The sequence below is a fragment of the Rhodococcus sp. Leaf225 genome, assembly GCF_001426145.1.
Taxonomy (GTDB): domain Bacteria; phylum Actinomycetota; class Actinomycetes; order Mycobacteriales; family Mycobacteriaceae; genus Rhodococcoides.
Map to the genome: position 1 here is coordinate 1 of NZ_LMRN01000002.1, position 231 is coordinate 231.

Genomic DNA, 231 nt, shown 5'->3' on the forward strand with positions numbered 1-231 from the left:
TCCCAGGCCCACCATTTTGGTGCCTCAGGCGCCGGCGGCGACGTCCGTCGCCTTGGCTTGCCGCACCTGTGTGCGGACGGCCGGTCGGCCTTGCGAGGCTGTCGCCTCGATCCCGCCCACGACCAACGCATCTGCCAGAATTGGGGCCATAGCTCAGCTGGGAGAGCGGTTGCTTTGCAAGCATCAGGTCGTCGGTTCGATCCCGACTGGCTCCACCAAAGGCGCCGCCTC

General features: G+C 67.1%; 1 tRNA gene. It reads left to right on the top strand.

The window, feature by feature from the left end:
- Positions 1 to 142: 142 nt before the first annotated feature.
- Positions 143 to 218 (top strand) — tRNA-Ala (locus tag ASG69_RS00010).
- The last annotated feature ends 13 nt before the right edge of the window (positions 219 to 231 follow it).